Below are 14,450 nucleotides of genomic sequence, written 5' to 3' on the forward strand. Positions count from 1 at the left end.
GATGGATATAGAACAAAACATCATCATTGTCGAATATGCCCATCCCCCAACACCACATACTTCTGCGACGTTAAGCCCTCCAAACCCACCGGCCCCCGCGCATGAATCTTATCGGTGCTAATCCCAATCTCCGCCCCCAGCCCATATTCAAAGCCATCGGCAAAACGTGTTGACGCATTCACCATCACCGAACTCGAATCCACCTGCCGCAAAAACGCCCGCGCCCGCGTGTAATTCTCAGTAATAATCGCGTCGGTATGTTGCGACCCATAAGTATTAATGTGCGTAATCGCCTCAGCCATACCCGCCACCACCTTGATGGACAAAATTGGTGCTAAGTATTCCGCCCCCCAATCTTCTTCGGTCGCCGCCACACACGCAGGCAACAGCGCCCGCGTCTGCTCACAACCGCGCAATTCCACGCCCTTCGCCGCGTATTCTTCCGCCAAGATTGGCAACACTTGCGCCGCCACACCCTCTGCTACCAGCAAGGTTTCCATCGCATTGCACACGCCGTAACGGTGCGTCTTCGCATTCACTGCCACCTTCACCGCTTTCTCAAGATCGGCCTGATCATCAATGTACACATGGCAAATCCCGTCCAAGTGCTTGATTACCGGAATGCGCGATTCGGCACTCACCCGCTCAATCAAGCCCTTGCCACCACGCGGCACAATCACATCGACGTATTGCGCCATGCGTAGCAATTCGCCCACCGCAGCCCGATCCGTGGTTTCCACCACTTGCACACAGGCGGATGGCAAACCGACCGCTTCCAAGCCTGCCCGCACACACGCTGCAATCGCCTGATTTGAATGAATCGCCTCCGACCCACCGCGCAAAATCGTGGCATTACCGGATTTCAGGCACAGAGCCGCCGCATCCACCGTCACATTCGGGCGCGATTCGTAAATAATGCCCACCACACCCAACGGCACACGCATTTTGCCCACCTGAATCCCCGACGGGCGGTAGCTCATATCGGTAATCGTGCCAATCGGATCAGCCAGCGTCGCCACTTGGCGCACACCTTCCGCCATGCCTGCAATCGTTTTATCGGTCAGCGTCAAGCGATCCAGCATCGCCGCATCCAAGCCTTTGTCGCGCCCTGCCGCCAAATCTTTGGCATTTTCAGCCTTCAGCCAGTCCGCACGTTCCAACATCACTTCAGCAATACGCAGCAATGCATTGTTTTTAGTGCTAATCTCAGTATTCGCAAGGATCTGAGCAGCCTGCTTTGCTTGCTGACCAACGCCTTGCATGTAAGTGGTAATCGTCGTGTTAGTATCCAAATCCAAATCCTCACGGTATGCAATCTAGCGATATTATCACGAAAATAGCGCTACGATCTTTCTGACAATTATCATGGGCAGCCGCTTTGCTGTAGGTTATAACTCGCCAATATGGCAAAATACGCCGCTCAGTTATTCACTGGAAACCATTCCCAAAGCCTGAATTTATGACAGATTACTTACTTATTATTGTTGGTACGGTGTGGGTCAATAACTTTGTCCTGTCACACTTCTTGGGATTATGCCCGTTCATGGGCGTTTCCAGAAAGCTGGAAACCGCGATGGGCATGGGTTTGGCAACCACGTTTGTGCTGACGCTTTCATCAGTTGCCAGTTATTTGGTGAACAATTACCTGCTCGAACCGTTTCACTTGGAATATTTGCGCACCATCAGCTTTATTCTGGTGATTGCCGCGATTGTGGGCTTTACCGAAATGGTGATTCGCAAAAGCAGCCCGGTGTTGTACAACGTATTGGGTATCTATTTGCCGTTGATTACCACCAATTGCGCCGTGTTGGGGGTGGCATTGTTGAATGTGCAGGAAACCCACGACTTCATTGAATCCGCGCTGTACGGCATGGGTGCGGCACTGGGTTTCACCTTGGTCTTGGTCTTGTTTGCGGGTATTCGTGAACGCCTTGCGGTGGCGGATGTGCCGGAAACCTTCCAAGGCAACGCAATTGGCTTGATTACGGCTGGGCTAATGGCGCTGGCATTCATGGGCTTTTCTGGATTGGTGAAACACTGATGTTGGCAGCCATACTTATCATTAGCGGGCTGGCAGCCATCTTCGGGTTGCTGCTGGGTTACGCCGCGATTCGTTACAAAGTCGAAGGCGACCCGATTGCAGACAAAGTGGATGCGATTCTGCCGCAAACCCAATGCGGGCAATGCGGTTTCCCCGGTTGCCGCCCTTACGCCGAAGCCATCGCCAAAGGTGAAGCCGACATCAACCATTGCCCGCCCGGTGGTGAAGCCACAATTAAAGCCCTCGCCGAATTGCTGGGCGTGGAAGCCAAACCGCTCAACGATGAAAACGGCGAACATTCCAGCGTGCCATTGGTCGCGGTGATCGACGAAAATACCTGCATCGGCTGCACCTTGTGCATTCAAGCCTGCCCCGTCGATGCGATTGTCGGCGCGGCAAAACACATGCACACCATTATTGAAAGCGAATGCACCGGCTGCAAACTGTGCCTGCCGCCGTGTCCGGTGGATTGCATCGCGATGGTTCCCGTTAAGGTCGAGCCTGCTAATTGGAAATGGCCGTATCCGGTTTACACGCTGATGCAACAATCCTCGCCTTCCAATGATGCCAACGCGCAAGCACCAAAGGTGGCCTCATGATACAAACCTTGCATAAACTCTGGCGTAATCACGGCGGTCTGCATCTGGATTACCACAAGGAAGATTCCAACGCTGCCCCAGTGCGGCATTTGCCAATGGCGGAGGAATTAATCATTCCCCTCCAGCAACACAGCGGTTACAAGCCCACGCTCACGGTCAAAGCGGGTGATTACGTTTACAAGGGGCAAGAAATTGCCTCGCACACCGGCTTTATGAAAGTGCCGTTACACGCCAGCACTTCCGGTACAATTACCGCGATTGAAGAACGCCCGATTGCCCACCCCTCCGGTCTCAGTGATTTGTGTGTCATCCTCAAACCCGACGGCAAAGACGATTGGGGCAATGCCCGAATGCCCACCTACCCCGACCCCAACCAAGTGGATGGCGAAATCTTACGCCAACGCATTTGTGCAGCGGGAATTGTTGGCATGGGCGGCGCGGTATTCCCTGCCGCGATTAAACTCAATGTGCATGACAATATTCCCATCGAAGCTCTGGTAATCAACGGCGCAGAATGCGAACCGTACATCACCTGCGACGACCGCCTGATGCGTGAAAAGCCGCTGGAAATCTTACGCGGGGTGCAAATCATGATGCACATTATCGCCACCCAACGCTGCTTGATCGGCATTGAAGACAATAAGCCCGAAGCGATTGCTGCCATGCAAGCCGCGCGTGAGGAACTCGGTGATCAACGCATTGCGATTATCCCCATCCCCACGCTTTACCCCAGCGGCAGCGAAAAGCAGCTCATTAAAATCCTCACCGGCAAGGAAGTCCCCAGCGGCGGCAGACCATCCACGATTGGCATTGTTTGCCACAACCCCGCAACTGCCCGTGCCATTTACCGTGCCGTGGTCTTGGGTGAACCGCTGATTGACCGTTACCTCACCATCACCGGCAAAGGTGTAGCGCAACCTTGCAATGTCGAAGTCCCGTTAGGTACACCGATTCAACACCTGATTGCACACAGCGGTGGCTACACGCCAGCAGCAAAGCGTTTGGCAATGGGCGGCCCGATGATGGGTATTTCCTTGCACAGCGACCAAATCCCTGTCGTCAAAGCGACCAACTGCATTTTGGTCAGCGATATTCCTGAGAACGAACAGCAGCCCGCCCTGCCCTGTATCCGCTGCGGACGTTGTGCCGAAGCCTGCCCCGCCAATTTACTGCCACAACAGCTTTACTGGCACAGCCGCGCCCGCGATTTCGACAAAGCCGAACAATACCACTTGTTTGACTGCATCGAATGCGGCTGCTGTGCCTACGTCTGCCCCAGCCACATTCGTTTGGTGGATTATTACCGCTTTGCCAAGGCGGAAATTCGCACCCAACGCGACGCCAAAACCAAGGCAAACATTGCCCGCGAACGTCACGATTTCCATCAGGAACGCCTCGAACGCGCCAAACGTGAAAAAGCCGAAAAGCTAGCCAAACACAAAGAACAGGCGCAAGCCACTACCGATGACGGCAAAAAAGCCGCTATTCAAGCCGCACTGGAACGCGCTAAAGCCAAAAAAGCAGAAGCTGCCGCCCAAGCCACTACTGGGGAAACCACGGAATGATTTTCAGCAAACGCACGTCCCCTTACGTGAGCGGCAAACAAGATGTCAGCAGCATTATGCGCCAAGTGCTGTACGCCCTGATTCCCGGCACAGCCGTACTGATCTGGTACTTTGGTTGGGGGATACTCAGTAATTTAGTGCTGGCTATTGTCTTGGCGGAGTTGCTGGAATGGGGCATGTTGAAATTGCGCCAACGCCCGGTACGCCCGTTTCTGAGCGATTACAGTGCGGTGGTCACGGCGTGGTTGTTAGCGGTGGCAATGCCTGCGTTTTCGCCTTGGTGGTTGATTGCGATTGCGATGATTTTTGCGATTGTGATTGCTAAGCATTTGTATGGTGGCTTGGGTTACAACCCGTTCAACCCCGCGATGATTGGTTATGCCGCCGTGTTAGTGTCTTATCCGGTGCAAATGACGATTTGGCCTGCACCAGTGGATTTCAGCTTTGTGCATATTGGTTTGGGGCAAACCTTGCAACACGTATTTGCCGGGAGCATCCAAGGCTGGGATGCACTGAGCGCGGCTACCCCGCTCGATGCGGTCAAAATCAGCTTGAGTTTGCATAAACCTTTAAGCGAAATTTACGCCACGGGGCAATTCGGCCTGTTGGCGGGGCAAGCGTGGGAGTGGGTAAGTCTGGCATGGCTCCTCGGCGGCTTGTGGTTGCTGTGGCAACGCATTATCGGCTGGCAGATTCCGGTCGCATTGCTGGGAACATTGGCGCTGATAGCCAGTGTGTTTTGGCTGATTGACTCGCAAGCGTATGCGTCGCCGCTGTTTCATTTGTTTAGCGGGGCTGCGATGTTGGGGGCATTTTTCATTGCTACTGACCCCGTATCTGCAAGCACTACCCCCACCGGTAAATTGTTTTACGCGGCGGGCATTGGGCTGTTCACCTACATTATTCGCACGTGGGGCGGATACCCAGATGCGATTGCGTTTTCCGTCATCATTATGAATATGGCCGTGCCATTGCTGGATTATTACACCCAGCCGCGTGTGTACGGCACTAAACAGGGATTACAGGGATGACTGAGCCGCTAATCAAACAAATTATCAAACCGGGCGCATTCCTTGCCGGATTTGCATTACTTGGCACTTTAGCCCTGGCCTCGGTGTACGACCTGACACTGCCCACGGTTGAAGCCAACGAACGCGCCGCCACCCTGAAGCAACTGAATGTGCTGGTGGATAAACAAACCTACGATAACGATTTACTCGCCAGCAAACAGACATTACCCGCTGCGGATTTCGGTAGCGCTGAAGACGTAACCGTGTACCGTGCCAGCAAACAAGGTGCGCCCGTTGCCGCGCTTTTCATCGTCAGTGCGCCGGATGGCTACAGCGGCAAAATTCGCCTTGCCGTCGGTATCCGTGCGAATCAAACGCTGGCAGGTGTGCGGGTATTGGCTCACAAAGAAACACCGGGCTTAGGCGACAAAATCGACGCGGACAAACACCCGTGGATTTTGAGCTTTGCCGATAAATCCTTGCAAAACCCAACTGCCGCAGGCTGGGCAGTGCGCAAAGACGGCGGCGAATTTGACCAGTTTACTGGCGCAACCATTACGCCACGAGCGGTTGTCGGCGCAATCAAACGCACCTTGGAATGGTCACAACACCATTTTGCCAATTTGTTTCCCCTCAAAGCGCCTGCACAAGGAACACAGCCATGAATGCAACTTACCGTGAACTGACCGTCGCAGGCTTGTGGCACAATAACCCCGGCTTGGTGCAACTGTTGGGTTTATGCCCTCTGATGGCGGTCACAACCAACTTTGTCAACGGCTTGGGGTTGGGATTAGCCACGTTACTGGCACTGGTGGCATCGAATCTCGCCATTTCCACCGTGAGGGATTACATTCGCCCCGAAATCCGCATCCCTGCTTTCGTCTTGATCATTGCGGGCAATGTCACCCTGATTGAAATGCTGATGCAGGCGTATTTCCACGACCTTTACAATATTCTCGGCATTTTCATTCCGCTGATTGTGACCAACTGCATTGTGATCGGGCGTTCGGAAGCCTATGCCTCCAAAAACCCGCCGCTACACGCGGGCTATGACAGCCTGATGATGGGCATCGGCTTCATGCTGGTACTGATGGTATTGGGCGGAATGCGTGAACTGGTCGGCAATGGAACATTATTTGCACAAGCTCACCTCATGTTTGGTGAAGCCGCACGAGGCTTGACTCTGACCCTAGGGGATGATTTCAAAGGTTTATTACTGGCTGCCCTGCCCCCCGGTGCATTTATTGGTTTGGGTTTTTTAGTAGCACTAAAAAATTACATCGACAAACGCATGGCGCAAACGGCTAAATCTGCTAAAACCATGCCCATTAATAATCTCGGTGAAACCGCATGAATAAAGCCAAGCGGGAGGAAATCTTCCGCCGCCTGCGCGATGCGAATCCCAACCCTACCACTGAATTGGTTTATAACAGCACCTTTGAATTGCTGATTGCGGTTATTCTTTCGGCGCAAGCCACCGATAAAGGGGTAAACAAAGCCACTGCGCATTTATTCCCCGCTGCCAATACCCCAGAAGCGATTTACGCGCTCGGCGTGGACGGCTTAAAGGATTACATTAAAACCATTGGTTTATTTAATAGCAAAGCCGCCAATATTATCGAAACCTGCCGTATTCTTATCGAAAAACATAACTCACAAGTGCCGCAAGATCGCGCCGCTTTAGAAGCCTTACCCGGTGTTGGGCGTAAAACCGCGAATGTGATTTTGAATACTGCGTTTCATCAACCGACCATGGCAGTGGATACGCATATTTTCCGCGTCGCCAACCGTACCGGCATTGCCCCCGGCAAAAATGTGTTAGAAGTTGAAAAAGGCTTGCTCAAACACATTCCCAAGGAATATTTGCTGGATGCGCACCACTGGCTGATTTTGCACGGGCGTTATACCTGCGTGGCACGCAGCCCCAAATGCGGGCAATGCCTGATTGCCGACCTGTGTGATTTCAAGGAGAAAACCGTCTAATGTTTGGCAATGACCGCGATGCCATGCGCCGCTATTACGCGCAATGCTGGCAGAAGTTTCAACAAAAACAACCGCTGGATGCGTTAGAAACCCAAATCACCAGCGTAATTGCGGAACACCCCGAATACCATCACGTCTTTGCCGCCCCCGATGGCGCGATACAACGCGACTACCTGCCCGACAATGGCGAAACCAACCCGTTTTTGCACATGGGCTTGCACCTTGGGATTCGCGAACAGGTTGCCACTGACCGCCCGACCGGAATTCGCGAACTTTACCGGCAATTGGTGATCAAATACGGCAATAACGCGGCGGAACACCGCATGATGGATTGTTTGGCAGAAAGCATCTGGCTGGCACAACGCCACCAAACCATCCCGGATGAAGCCGCTTATCTTGAGTGCTTAAAGAAACAATGAGGTAAAACACATGAAATTGGGCGTTTATGCAGGCATCTTACTGCTACCGTTGGCATTAGGAGCTTGCTCTATCATGCCATCCAGTAATACTTATACCACTGCCCAAGCAGGTACGCTGCAAGAGGTGAAATTTGGCACGATTATCGGTTTACGCAATGTCATGATCCGTGAAGACAATGCTGAAACGGGCAAAGTTGCCGGTGGCGTGATTGGTGGCGTGGCAGGCAATGATATAGGCCAAGGAAAAGGCCAAATAATTGGCAGCGTTGCAGGCGCAGTCATCGGCGGCACTGTGGGAATTGCACTTGACCGGAGCATTCAATCAAAACCGGGTATCGAAATTACCATGCGCTTAGAAGATGGTCGCACTATTGCGATAGCTCAATTAGCAGATGAGCGTTTTATGATGGGTGAGCAAGTTAAAATATTAACCAGCCAAGATGGAAAAGCACGTGTAACACATTAAAAATAAGTGGGCGTATTGATCACAATGCGCCCACTTAATAACCATTATTCATGTTCAGTCCATCGCGACAATAACATTACTACTACTAACATTACTCAAATCGAAAATACGTGAACGGCTAACACTTCCATCATCAAGTGTTACATCAGCCCGATAAAAACCAGGTTCCAGTTCAATATTAGCGGAATGGCGATTAATTGATCTATTATAAATCTCTTTACCATTCTCTAAACGGTAAACTGTCCATGTTACCGGTTGCATGGCTGGCCCATTATTTAACGTAGCCATTAATAATACTTTTGATTTAGGTATATCACCTACCACACCATAAATAGGAGCACTTTGAACTTGAGCTGCTGTTGCTGACAAAAAAACTAGCGAAGCTGTTGCTAATTGATGACAAACTTTTTTAATTACCATTTTACACACCTTCTTGCTTGCTTTAGTTATGATTAAATAATCTTAAACATTTACACATCTAAGATTAATTCACTTAAGTGAAAATACAATTCGATTTTTTTTCTGACGCAAATAAAAAAACTGTTGGAACTTTCTTTCCTGCTAGTAACACGGTGCAGAAACACGCCTGCTTGTGCTATCCTGACGCCCCGTAATATCCCCTGTACCGGAGTTTGCTGATGCACCCAATGCTCAGAAAAGCAATAGAAGCCGCACGCGAAGCAGGCGAAGGCATTCGCCACTACGCCAACAAAGTGCATAAGCTGGATGTCGAAAACAAGGCACACAATGATTTTGTCAGTCAGGTTGACCGCCAAGCCGAACAAGGTATCGTGCGCTTGCTACAACGTGCCTACCCTGACCACGCCTTCCTAGGTGAAGAAAGCGGTAAACAAGGTGCTGACAGCGATTATGAGTGGATCATTGACCCATTGGATGGCACAACCAACTTCCTTTACGGCATCCCTCATTATTCGGTTTCAGTTGCCTTAAAACACAAAGGGCGTTTAATGGTTGGCGTGGTGTATGACCCGCTACGAGATGAAACCTTTGCCGCAGCGCGTGGTGAAGGCGCTACCTTGAATGGGCGGCGTATCCGTGTATCCGAACGCAGCACCCTGCAAAGTGCGTTGTTAGGTACCGGCATTCCCTTCCGTGCCAATCAGAATCTCGATCTGTACCTGCAAACCATGAAAGCCTTGTTGCCGGATACCGCTGGTGTGCGCCGCCCCGGTTCGGCGGCGCTTGATCTGGCCTATGTTGCCAGTGGGCGATTTGATGGTTTTTGGGAATTTGGCCTGAATGAATGGGACATCGCGGCGGGTGTATTGCTGGTGCAAGAAGCCGGTGGCCTAATCGGTGACATGAAAGGCGACAACACTTTCCTGAAAACCGGTGATGTTGTCGCCGCTAACCCAAAAGTCTTCAAAGAAATGATCAAACGCCTGCATCCGGTCATGGCGAGATGAACTAAAATCAGGGGATGAAACAAGCTAACTTCATCCCCTCTGCTTACTGCCTGCTATTACTCTCGCTGCTGCCATTAAGTGGCTGCGAACAACGTGATTCCGCCCCACCGCCAGCGCCCCCGGTCGAAGCAATCGCAGAACCCGTCATTATCCCCGACGCTGACAAGTTGCAACCCGATAATTCCACTGCCATTGTTACATCGGAGCCGGAAACCATGCCAACGCCTCCTGAAAAATCCAATACCTTGAAAATTCCCAAGCTTGCTCAACAAACGCTGCCGAACAACGAGTTCTCGCTACGCTTCCGCGCCACAGGTGAAAGTTTCTACACCGAAATAAACTTGGAAAATGGCATCCTCAATTACACCTATTTTGAAGATACCGATGGACGTTGTGCTCAATGGGTAAAAAGCACCCCTTGCTGGCAAGAGGAGGATCTCAAAACCATCAGCCTCGCCTTACGCCCCGAAGATCTCGACAATCTGTATGCCGTCATCAAAGAGAGTGGCGCACTCGCCCTCAAACGCGATACCTTTGGGGGCGCAAAAGCCGGTCAACGCCATTACACCCAAATCCTTGAAATCATGCTTGACGGTAAGGAAAAGACATTGGTCTACCAAAGTTTTCCGGGGGCTAGTCCAAAACCTGAAGCCTTCGCTCGCTTAGAAACGGCATTGCTCGAATACGCCCGCGACTTGCCTCATTGATTAATAGCCCATTAATTGATCCAACGCATCAATCAACTCTAATGCCGGTTTGTGGAAAAATACACCTGATCCTGCCTGTTCTGGTGTCATGCCGCGCAAAAATAAATACAGCGCCCCCCCAACATGCTGTTCCCATTCGTACCCCCGCAAACGTTGTTGCAAATAGCGATGCAACGCTAAACAATAGATCAGGTATTGCAGGTAATAATGGTGTTCCGCCATCGCTTCTTGCATGGCTAACGGGGTGTAATCAGCCAAAGTTCCACCCAGTTCATTTGACTTGTAATCCACCACAAAATATTGCCCCTCCGCCACAAACACCAGATCAATAAAGCCCTTCATATAACCCGTAAGCTCATTAAATTTTAGCTTGTCGATAGCATGGTGAATGACCTCCCATTCAAGGGGAAGGTGTTGGTGCAGCAAAGCTTGTAATGGTTTCAGACGTAACCGTTCTACCGGAAAATAGAATTCGAGTTCATCAAGGCGTTGAGATTTCGGCAGGTCGCAAAGACGCTGCTGGGTAAACGACAAGGGGGTATGTAAGGTGTTTTCGAGTAGCTGTGCACCTGCTGCCAACCAGCGTTCTGGCAAACCATGCCGTTTTAGTGCAGGACGCAATACAGTGTCATGCTGTGCTGAAAGCGGTTGGGTAAAATCCAGTTCTTCCAGCATTTTATGCAAACAGCTTCCAGCTTTTGCACCACGTGGAAATACATCGCCACGACCCCGGTCGCTGAGCGCAGTCGAAGCGAATACCAGCGTGTCATAGTCCGGGCGCTCATCTTCTTTGCCTGCCGCTAAACCGCTGAAACTACCGACTTTGGGTATCGGTGCATAACGTTGCTGGTAACGGCGGATACTGGGTTGCCATTGCCGATTGTCTGGCTGATAACGTAGCGGCGTTTCATTCACCGGCAATGTCTCATGGCTGATACGGCCTGCGGACTGCTCCACGAGATGCGCTAATTGGGTATGCATCAAACGCTGACGTTCATCAGGTTGCATTCCTTCTTTACGCAATTTACCGAGAATTTCCTTACTCTGCGGCAATGTGCCGAACAGCAGCCAACCCAATGCTGAATAGTAGTCGAAATGGTTAAGGCGTCCGCTCACCAAAGTGACGGTGCAATGGTATTTGGCACGGGTCAGCGCCACATACAATAAGCGCAGGCTTTCAGCCTGTTCAGCCTCCCGGAAACAGCGCCGCGCAGCATCACCCGCTAGAGCATCGGCTTGCAGACGCGAAACGCCTCCGGCTGAACCCGCATCATACCAACTGAACCAAGTGCTGGCTTTGGCATCACGTTCCACCCACAAATAAGGGCAATACACAATACCGTACTCTAGCCCTTTACTTTTGTGGATGGTGGTAATTTGCACCAAATCCTCATCACTTTCTAAGCGCAACTCATGGGCTTCGTCTTTCTCACCTGCCTCCGCTTTTTGCTGCAACCAGCGAACCAAGGCGTGCATTCCATGACCTTGCAAACGACTCTCGGTATGGATGAGTTCTGCTAAATGCAATAAATTGGTAAGGCGGCGTTCACCATCCGCTAACGCTAATAAGTGTGTATAGCGCTGGCGTTGCAACATCCACTGTCGAAACATCGGCATAAAGCCTTGAGTGTGCCATGTTTTATGCCAACGGTGGAAGGCTTCGAGTTCGGCTTCCAGTGACGCAGGATTATCGTCCAACACCAACAAGTCTTGTGCAGTAAAACCACACAGTTCAGTCACCAGTGCTTGTTTAAGCGCCGTTTCATTACCCGGCTCGGCAATGGCACGTAATATCGCCCGGAAATCAGCCGCTTCACGGGTGCAAAAAATACTGTCACGTGATTTTTGTACACTGGCAATGCCACGTGCCAACAACGCCTGCTTAATCTGCTCACCCTGCTGGTTTTCTCGCACCAATACCGCAATATCGCTGCTTTCCACCGGGCGGTCGCCAATCTTAGCTGCCCCCATACGGGCAGCATTCAACAAACGGGCAATGTCATCAGCAACCGCTTCAGCCATTGCAGCCTGTACGCTGGTGCTATTAAAATCCTCCTCCAGCGAATCCCAATCCCACAAACGGATAGGCGACAATGGCGGCTCTACCCGCAAACTGTCTTGAGCTTTACCTGCACTAACCATTTCATAAGCAATATCACTGCGGAATGGATTGGCAGATTGATCAAATAGGTGGTTCAACCCTTGCAACAAATCGGGGTGCGAACGAAAATTATGTTGCAGCGTGTAGTGGTGCTGAGTGCTGTTGGCGGCTTTCAGGTAGGTATAAATATCCGCCCCCCGAAAACCGTAAATCGCTTGTTTGGGGTCACCTACGTAAAATACCGGTTGTTCCGGCTTATCGCGGTAGATGCGCTCGAAAATCTCGTACTGAATCGGGTCAGTATCTTGAAACTCATCAATTAATGCCGCTTGGTATTTCAGCGCCAAACGCGGTGCAAAATCGGGATGTTGTTCCAAGGCATCGCGCAAATGCAGCAGTAAATCATCAAAAGTAAGAATCCCTAATTGCTGTTTCCGCAGTGGCAATTCAGCACGCAGGTGGTGCAGTAATTGCCAACGCAAGTGTTCCAACGCGGCTTGTTCACCTTCCTGCTGGGCGTAATCTGCCGCGATTAATGCCTCTACTTGCGCAAAAAACGTATGCTCTGGGGTGGCTTTACCGTCTTTGGTTTTGTCTGTCAGCACGTTTGGCGTGAAACGCTCAAGCACCTCATGGGGCAACGCCAACGGTTGCGCAAAATAGGTATCCAGCTTGCCCGCCCAGTTCGGCACATGGCGTTTATTGTAAGTGCTGCCATTGAGCGCCCCGCCTAGCAATAAGCTGACAATAGCGTCACGTTCACTTACCCACGTCTGCTGACAGGTTTGCAAGGCTTGGGCAAATGCCGTCTGTAACTGCGCAAATGACTCATTCGTCACCTGCGGCATATCGGTGCGCAAATACGGCTTGCCAATAAAGTTACGCACATCGGCAAGCAAACTGTCCGGGGTCAGGCTGCGTTTTTGCAATAACCGCAAATGCAGCGCATCGGGTTTCAGGAAATGTTGATACCAAAACTTGTCAGTGAGTTCAGTCAATAAGCTGTCTTCATTAGTCACCAATTCGGTTTCAAACGGCATTCGTGCTTCAAAAGCATTTTCGGATAATACCCGCTTACAAAAACCATGAATGGTAAATACCGCCGCTTCGTCGAAACTTACCAATGCCAATTGCAAGCGCTGAATGCAGTCATGCAACGGAGTTTCTGTCAGCAATACTTCATACGTTTCCTCATGTGGGCGCTCTTCCAGAAAGGCCAAGGCATCTGCCAAACGCTTACGGATACGGTCACGTAACTCAGCGGTTGCCGCTTCGGTATAAGTCACTACCAAAACCTTGTCGACGGTTAGGCCATAGACAGCAATGAGGCGCAGGTAGAGCCAGGAAATTGTCCAGGTTTTACCGGTTCCGGCGCTGGCTTCGATCAGGTTGGTTCCCACTAAGGATACTGTTTGGGCATTCAGTGTTTGCATGGCAGTGTTCAACAATATTTCATTTAAGTGTCAACCGAATCTGAGCTTAATCGTTATTCATATTGAACAAAGCCCATAGAGTCCCCTAAATAGTTCATTATAAAAATTTCAATAGCCCTTAATACCTTAACCCCTCCTGCGCCGGAGGGTTTTTATTTTAATGCCGTTTCATCAAGCGTTCTTTTTCACGACCCCAGTCACGTTCTTTTTCGGAATCGCGCTTGTCGTGTTGTTGTTTACCTTTTGCCAAACCGATTTCAACTTTGACACGGTTATTTTTCCAATACATCGCCAAGGGTACAACGGTATAACCCTTGCGATCGACCGCGTTATTGAGCTTGACGATTTCGGTATCGTGCAGTAACAGTTTGCGGGTGCGCAAGGAATCAGGAATGATGTGGGTGGAGGCGGATAATAAGGCGCTGATGTGTGCGCCAAACAAAAACACTTCGCCTTTTTCGAGAATCACATAACTTTCTTTGAGCTGGATGCGCCCTGCCCTAAGGCTTTTCACTTCCCAGCCTTGCAGCACCAAACCCGCCTCGAAGGTTTGCTCGATGTAATAGTCGTGGCGTGCCTGCCTGTTCACGGCAATGCTTTTGCTGCCGGGAGCACTTTTCTTCTTGGTCGTCGCTTTTGCCATGAGGGTAATAATCGCCATGCAAGTTAAGGAAACATGAAATGATACGCGGGTTTGCC

The 14,450-nt window shown here is 51.0% G+C and carries 15 protein-coding genes; 11 read left to right on the plus strand and 4 right to left on the minus strand.

Annotated elements, in window-relative coordinates; genetic code table 11:
• Positions 1–23: 23 nt before the first annotated feature.
• Positions 24–1,262 (minus strand): glutamate-5-semialdehyde dehydrogenase, encoded by a 1,239-nt coding sequence (locus tag QJT81_15850; protein ID WGZ96503.1) that lies wholly within the window; start codon positions 1,260–1,262, stop codon positions 24–26.
• Between the two features lie 197 nt (positions 1,263–1,459).
• Between QJT81_15850 and rsxA the strand changes: the two genes are divergently transcribed.
• The 9 genes from rsxA to QJT81_15895 are packed head-to-tail and all read left to right on the plus strand — an operon-like array spanning position 1,460 to position 8,083.
• Entirely contained in the window at positions 1,460–2,041 is a 582-nt protein-coding gene (gene rsxA / locus QJT81_15855; GenBank protein ID WGZ93271.1) for an electron transport complex subunit RsxA, read from the plus strand.
• Positions 2,041–2,640, plus strand: coding sequence for an electron transport complex subunit RsxB (gene rsxB / locus QJT81_15860; GenBank protein WGZ93272.1), 600 nt, complete (start codon positions 2,041–2,043; stop codon positions 2,638–2,640). The genes rsxA and rsxB overlap by 1 nt, the downstream gene beginning before the upstream one ends.
• Positions 2,637–4,205 carry an electron transport complex subunit RsxC gene (gene rsxC / locus QJT81_15865; protein ID WGZ93273.1) on the plus strand — a complete coding sequence of 523 codons (1,569 nt, stop codon included), beginning with the start codon at positions 2,637–2,639 and terminating at the stop codon, positions 4,203–4,205. Before rsxB ends, rsxC begins: the two co-directional genes overlap by 4 nt.
• Entirely contained in the window at positions 4,202–5,236 is a 1,035-nt protein-coding gene (gene rsxD, locus QJT81_15870; protein ID WGZ93274.1) for an electron transport complex subunit RsxD, read from the plus strand. The genes rsxC and rsxD overlap by 4 nt, the downstream gene beginning before the upstream one ends.
• On the plus strand, positions 5,233–5,880 hold the full coding sequence (gene rsxG, locus QJT81_15875; protein WGZ93275.1) for an electron transport complex subunit RsxG: 648 nt from the start codon (positions 5,233–5,235) through the stop codon (positions 5,878–5,880). The genes rsxD and rsxG overlap by 4 nt, the downstream gene beginning before the upstream one ends.
• Positions 5,877–6,569, plus strand: coding sequence for an electron transport complex subunit E (locus QJT81_15880; GenBank protein WGZ93276.1), 693 nt, complete (start codon positions 5,877–5,879; stop codon positions 6,567–6,569). Before rsxG ends, QJT81_15880 begins: the two co-directional genes overlap by 4 nt.
• Complete coding sequence (nth, locus tag QJT81_15885) at positions 6,566–7,198, plus strand: endonuclease III (GenBank protein WGZ93277.1); 633 nt, start codon at positions 6,566–6,568, stop codon at positions 7,196–7,198. Before QJT81_15880 ends, nth begins: the two co-directional genes overlap by 4 nt.
• Positions 7,198–7,617, plus strand: coding sequence for a DUF1841 family protein (locus tag QJT81_15890; GenBank protein WGZ93278.1), 420 nt, complete (start codon positions 7,198–7,200; stop codon positions 7,615–7,617). The genes nth and QJT81_15890 overlap by 1 nt, the downstream gene beginning before the upstream one ends.
• A gap of 10 nt (positions 7,618–7,627) precedes the next feature.
• A complete protein-coding gene (locus tag QJT81_15895; GenBank protein WGZ93279.1) occupies positions 7,628–8,083 on the plus strand; it encodes a hypothetical protein in 456 nt (151 codons plus the stop codon).
• Between the two features lie 54 nt (positions 8,084–8,137).
• Here QJT81_15895 and QJT81_15900 read toward each other — a convergent pair whose 3' ends face one another.
• The gene (locus QJT81_15900; protein WGZ93280.1) at positions 8,138–8,503 is read right to left on the minus strand and encodes a hypothetical protein; all 366 of its coding nucleotides are present in this window, start codon (positions 8,501–8,503) and stop codon (positions 8,138–8,140) included.
• 218 nt (positions 8,504–8,721) lie between these two features.
• Between QJT81_15900 and QJT81_15905 the strand changes: the two genes are divergently transcribed.
• Together QJT81_15905 and QJT81_15910 are read left to right on the plus strand one after the other, a co-directional pair.
• A complete protein-coding gene (locus QJT81_15905) occupies positions 8,722–9,510 on the plus strand; it encodes an inositol monophosphatase family protein (GenBank protein ID WGZ93281.1) in 789 nt (262 codons plus the stop codon).
• A 14-nt stretch (positions 9,511–9,524) separates the two neighbouring features.
• Entirely contained in the window at positions 9,525–10,217 is a 693-nt protein-coding gene (locus QJT81_15910) for a hypothetical protein (GenBank protein WGZ93282.1), read from the plus strand.
• On the opposite strand, the gene recB is transcribed toward QJT81_15910, so the two are convergent.
• Together recB and smpB are read right to left on the minus strand one after the other, a co-directional pair.
• Entirely contained in the window at positions 10,218–13,751 is a 3,534-nt protein-coding gene (recB, locus tag QJT81_15915; protein WGZ93283.1) for an exodeoxyribonuclease V subunit beta, read from the minus strand.
• 157 nt (positions 13,752–13,908) lie between these two features.
• Positions 13,909–14,394 (minus strand): SsrA-binding protein SmpB, encoded by a 486-nt coding sequence (gene smpB / locus QJT81_15920; GenBank protein ID WGZ96504.1) that lies wholly within the window; start codon positions 14,392–14,394, stop codon positions 13,909–13,911.
• Between the last annotated feature and the right edge of the window lie 56 nt (positions 14,395–14,450).

Origin of the sequence: Candidatus Thiothrix putei (assembly GCA_029972225.1) — a bacterium.
GTDB lineage: Bacteria > Pseudomonadota > Gammaproteobacteria > Thiotrichales > Thiotrichaceae > Thiothrix > Thiothrix putei.

What these genes read in the sequence shown, in the direction of transcription:
- recB (WGZ93283.1), bottom strand. Translation starts at nt 13,751, where the DNA reads ATGCAAACACTGAATGCCCAAACAGTATCCTTAGTGGGAACCAACCTG.
- QJT81_15890 (WGZ93278.1), top strand. Translation starts at nt 7,198, where the DNA reads ATGTTTGGCAATGACCGCGATGCCATGCGCCGCTATTACGCGCAATGC.
- QJT81_15880 (WGZ93276.1), top strand. Translation starts at nt 5,877, where the DNA reads ATGAATGCAACTTACCGTGAACTGACCGTCGCAGGCTTGTGGCACAAT.
- QJT81_15910 (WGZ93282.1), top strand. Translation starts at nt 9,525, where the DNA reads ATGAAACAAGCTAACTTCATCCCCTCTGCTTACTGCCTGCTATTACTC.
- rsxD (WGZ93274.1), top strand. Translation starts at nt 4,202, where the DNA reads ATGATTTTCAGCAAACGCACGTCCCCTTACGTGAGCGGCAAACAAGAT.
- QJT81_15895 (WGZ93279.1), top strand. Translation starts at nt 7,628, where the DNA reads ATGAAATTGGGCGTTTATGCAGGCATCTTACTGCTACCGTTGGCATTA.
- QJT81_15905 (WGZ93281.1), top strand. Translation starts at nt 8,722, where the DNA reads ATGCACCCAATGCTCAGAAAAGCAATAGAAGCCGCACGCGAAGCAGGC.
- rsxG (WGZ93275.1), top strand. Translation starts at nt 5,233, where the DNA reads ATGACTGAGCCGCTAATCAAACAAATTATCAAACCGGGCGCATTCCTT.
- rsxC (WGZ93273.1), top strand. Translation starts at nt 2,637, where the DNA reads ATGATACAAACCTTGCATAAACTCTGGCGTAATCACGGCGGTCTGCAT.
- nth (WGZ93277.1), top strand. Translation starts at nt 6,566, where the DNA reads ATGAATAAAGCCAAGCGGGAGGAAATCTTCCGCCGCCTGCGCGATGCG.
- rsxB (WGZ93272.1), top strand. Translation starts at nt 2,041, where the DNA reads ATGTTGGCAGCCATACTTATCATTAGCGGGCTGGCAGCCATCTTCGGG.
- rsxA (WGZ93271.1), top strand. Translation starts at nt 1,460, where the DNA reads ATGACAGATTACTTACTTATTATTGTTGGTACGGTGTGGGTCAATAAC.
- smpB (WGZ96504.1), bottom strand. Translation starts at nt 14,394, where the DNA reads ATGGCAAAAGCGACGACCAAGAAGAAAAGTGCTCCCGGCAGCAAAAGC.
- QJT81_15850 (WGZ96503.1), bottom strand. Translation starts at nt 1,262, where the DNA reads ATGCAAGGCGTTGGTCAGCAAGCAAAGCAGGCTGCTCAGATCCTTGCG.
- QJT81_15900 (WGZ93280.1), bottom strand. Translation starts at nt 8,503, where the DNA reads ATGGTAATTAAAAAAGTTTGTCATCAATTAGCAACAGCTTCGCTAGTT.